This is a genomic window from Citricoccus sp. (genome assembly GCF_035445025.1).
In the GTDB taxonomy this organism is placed as follows: domain Bacteria; phylum Actinomycetota; class Actinomycetes; order Actinomycetales; family Micrococcaceae; genus Citricoccus.
In genome coordinates this window covers 1-3,457 of record NZ_DAOMPX010000099.1, presented here as the reverse complement: position 1 = coordinate 3,457, position 3,457 = coordinate 1, and the positions used below count along the sequence as shown (strand labels likewise).

At 70.8% G+C, this 3,457-nt stretch carries 4 protein-coding genes; all 4 read left to right on the top strand.

Translation table 11 applies throughout. The annotated features are described in order from the left end of the window. Positions 1-203 precede the first annotated feature (203 nt). Positions 204-1,040, top strand: coding sequence for a winged helix-turn-helix domain-containing protein (locus PLJ28_RS14785; protein WP_183523265.1), 837 nt, complete (start codon positions 204-206; stop codon positions 1,038-1,040). A gap of 168 nt (positions 1,041-1,208) precedes the next feature. Further along, positions 1,209-1,883: a TetR/AcrR family transcriptional regulator gene (locus PLJ28_RS14780; RefSeq protein WP_183523267.1), complete on the top strand. Its 675-nt coding sequence runs from the start codon at positions 1,209-1,211 to the stop codon at positions 1,881-1,883. Positions 1,884-1,956: 73 nt separating this feature from the next. Continuing rightward, the gene (locus PLJ28_RS14775) at positions 1,957-2,805 is read left to right on the top strand and encodes an enoyl-CoA hydratase-related protein (RefSeq protein WP_183523269.1); all 849 of its coding nucleotides are present in this window, start codon (positions 1,957-1,959) and stop codon (positions 2,803-2,805) included. Positions 2,806-2,855: 50 nt separating this feature from the next. Beyond that, a partial coding sequence (locus tag PLJ28_RS14770) for an acyl-CoA dehydrogenase family protein (RefSeq protein WP_324590329.1) occupies positions 2,856-3,457 on the top strand: 602 nt, incomplete at its 3' end.

Below are 3,457 nucleotides of genomic sequence, written 5' to 3'. Positions count from 1 at the left end.
AGAACGGATTGTGACGCTTCAGGGTTGTCACATGAAGTTCCGCGACCTGGTCGGCCTCCCTGAGGCCCAGTCCGCCCGGCGATGGCGTCGGCGGTGCGACCAGGCCGGCTCCTGGCCGGTGTGCGGCGGGCGGGGACGACCGTGATCCGGTCCGACCTGCTGGCTCCACGCCGACGAGGAGATCGACGCAAGGATTCATCGACATGACCACCAGCCCCCAGGGATACGTCCACATCTCGGTCCGCAACGCCCAGCGCCGCGCAGCCCGCGTCCGCAGTTACCGCGAGCACGGCGGGACCTATGGGATGCCCCACACCCGTCCGCTGCAGTCGGTGCAGGACCACGGCGACTCCGGCGCGGTCGCGCGGGACGCCGAGCCCCAGACCGCTCCGACGCCGGTGCTGGCCCCCAACGGCATTCCCGGCCCCCAGGCCGTGGCCACCGAGACGGAGGCGCGGGGCTTCGTGATCTACGTGGGGATGGACGAGTCCGCGGCCTCGGCGGCCGGGACCTCCCTGACGCGGCTGGCCAACGAGCTGCGCCACTACGTGGAGTCCCTGGTCCCGGGCTCGCAGTCCGCGGCGGCCGTGGCCATCGCCCCGGCCGGCGCCCCCGGGGCCGACCTGGAGGTCGTCCGCCAGGTGCTGGGTGATCCCACCATCCAGCAGGGCACCCGGCCGGACCTGCTGCAGGCGCCCGCACCCGTCTCCACCCGTCAGCCCGGAGTCCTGATCGACCTGGCCCGCCGCGAGGTGATGCTGGACGGCGAGGGGTTGAACCTCACCTACAAGGAGTTCGAGCTGCTGAACTACCTCGTGGAGAACGGCGGCCGTACGGTGGGGCGCGACGAGCTGCTGGAATCGCTGTGGAAGAACGCCGAGGACGTGCCGAACGAGCGCACCATCGACGTCCACATCCGCCGGCTGCGCTCCAAGCTGGGCCGGCTGTCCGGGACCGTGCGCACCGTACGCGGCCAGGGATACCGCTTCTACGAGCATCCCGAGGTCGTCGTGTGGGCGGCACCGGAATACAGCATCTGACCCAGGCCCTCTCGGCCCCGCAGGACCCCGGATCCATTGGATCCGGGGTCCTCGTCGTTTAACGTCCCCGCACCCTTGACCCCGCCGTCGAGGTGTGAGTACAGTCACGAATGAACGAACATTCATTCTTGGTGAACTTAGGTTCACGCACACTGAAGGGGCAGGTCCATGGTGCTGAAGGGCGCGGAAGAACTGGCTGTACCGGCCGAGGCCGCGCGCCAGGCCCGCTCGGGCGCCCGGACCCGCCAGCTGCTCGAGGCGGCGGCGCGGCTCATGGAGCGCAGCGGTTCGCACGGCGTCTCCATGCAGGCGGTGGCCGACGAGGCGGGCGTCTCCGTGGGCCTGATCTACCGCTACTTCGCCAACAAGCAGGAACTCGTCCAGGGCGTGATCCTCGGCGTCCTGGACGACATGGCACGGCTCATCCCCGCGGCCGTGGCGCCGGAGGCGGACCCGGTGCGGCGGATGGTTGCGGCCTTCTCGGCCTACTGCAGGGTGGTGGACGACAACCGCGAGGCCGTGCTGCTGACGTACCGCGAGTCCCACACCCTGGACGAGGAGGGACGCCGGCTCATCAAGGACCTCGAGGTCAGGACGGCCCAGCCCCTGACCGACGCCATCCAGGAGGCCCTGGACCGCGGCCTGCTGATGCCGGTCGACACCCGGATCCTCTCCTACGACCTGCTCCTCATCGCCCACTCGTGGTCCCTGAAGCACTGGTACTTCGCCTCGAGGATGACGTTCGAGGAGTTCGTGGCGAGCCAGTCGGCCCTCATGCTCGCCACGGCCGTGCACCCCGACCACCGAGCCGCGTACGCCGACCTGCTGGGCGCGCCCGCCTGAGCGCGGACCGCCCCGACCACCCACCCCTGGACCTGCCCGGAGACTCGGCAGGGCCACCACGGAAAGGACCATCATGACCGCTGAGAACTCCACCGCCACCACCGATTCGTCCCAGGCCCCGGCCGTCCCGGACTTCGGGGACATCACCTACGAGCGCCGCAACGCCGCCGCCGTGATCACCATCAACCGCCCGGACCGCTACAACGCCTTCCGCTCCCAGACCGTCGAGGAGCTCATCAAGGCCCTCAAGCTGGCCTGGGCCGACCGCGGCGTGCAGGCCGTGATCCTCACCGGGGCCGGACAGAAGGCCTTCTGCACCGGCGGGGACGTCAAGCAGCGCGCCGAGACCGGGGACTACGGCCCGAGCGAGTCCGGCATGTTCGAGATCGGCCTGCTGCACAAGACCATCCGCGACCTGCCCAAGCCGGTCATCGCCGCCGTCAACGGCCTCGCCATCGGCGGTGGGCACGTGCTGCACGTGCTGTGCGACCTGACCATCGCCTCCTCCACCGCCCAGTTCGGGCAGGCGGGCCCGCGCGTCGGGTCCTTCGACGCGGGCTTCGGCTCGGCCTTCCTGGCCCGCATCGTCGGCGAGAAGCGCGCCCGCGAGATCTGGTACCTCTGCCGCAAGTACGACGCCGCCACCGCCGAGCGCTGGGGCCTGGTCAACGCCGTCGTCGAACCGGACCGGCTGATGGACGAGGCCCTCGCCTGGGCCGACGAGATCGCGGCGAAGTCGCCGACCGCCATCCGCTTCCTCAAGCAGTCCTTCAACGCCGACACCGAGCACCAGGCCGGCCTGAGCGCCATGGCGATGTCCGCCCTGGACCTCTACGCCGTGTCACCCGAGGGCATGGAGGGCGCCATCGCCTTCGCCCAGAAGCGGGCACCCGACTTCGCCTCCAAGGTCGTCAGCCACTGACCGTCGGCAGAGCCACCACGACCACCACACCAGGACCAGACGAGGGACTCATGGACTTCACGATCGACACGGCGATGCAGGGCTACATCGATGCCGCGGCGGCAATGGCCGAGGAGCTGGCGCCGGGCTACCGGCAGCGGGAGGCGGACCGGATCATCGACCCGGCCCTCCGGTGTGAGATGGGCGCGCGCGGGCTGATCGCCCCCGAGCTCCCGGAGGAGCTGGGCGGACGCGGCGAGCGGGCCCTGACCGCGGGCATGATCACCGAGCAGATCTCCCGCGGGGACATCAACGTCGGCTACGTCCAGGTGGTCGGCTCCCTGGTGGGGCAGATCCTGGCCCGCAACGCCGGCCCCGAGCTGGCCAGGGCATGGGTGCCGAGGATCGCCAGCGGTGAGGACATCGTGGCCATCGGCCTCTCGGAGCCCGACGGCGGCTCGGACGCCGGCAATCCCGGCCTCACCGCGCGGCGCCAGGACGGCGGCTGGGTGCTCAACGGCACCAAGTCGATGTCCTTCGCCCTCCACGCCGGCGCCACGGTGGTCTTCGCCCGGACCGAGGAGAACCGCCGGGGCCGGGGCATCAGCGCCTTCCTGGTGGAACTCGACCGCGACGGCGTCGCACGGGAGGCCACCCCGGACATGGGCACCAA

Excerpts from the sequence above, each read along its gene's own strand:
- PLJ28_RS14785 (WP_183523265.1), top strand. The coding sequence starts at position 204 with ATGACCACCAGCCCCCAGGGATACGTCCACATCTCGGTCCGCAACGCC.
- PLJ28_RS14780 (WP_183523267.1), top strand. The coding sequence starts at position 1,209 with ATGGTGCTGAAGGGCGCGGAAGAACTGGCTGTACCGGCCGAGGCCGCG.
- PLJ28_RS14775 (WP_183523269.1), top strand. The coding sequence starts at position 1,957 with ATGACCGCTGAGAACTCCACCGCCACCACCGATTCGTCCCAGGCCCCG.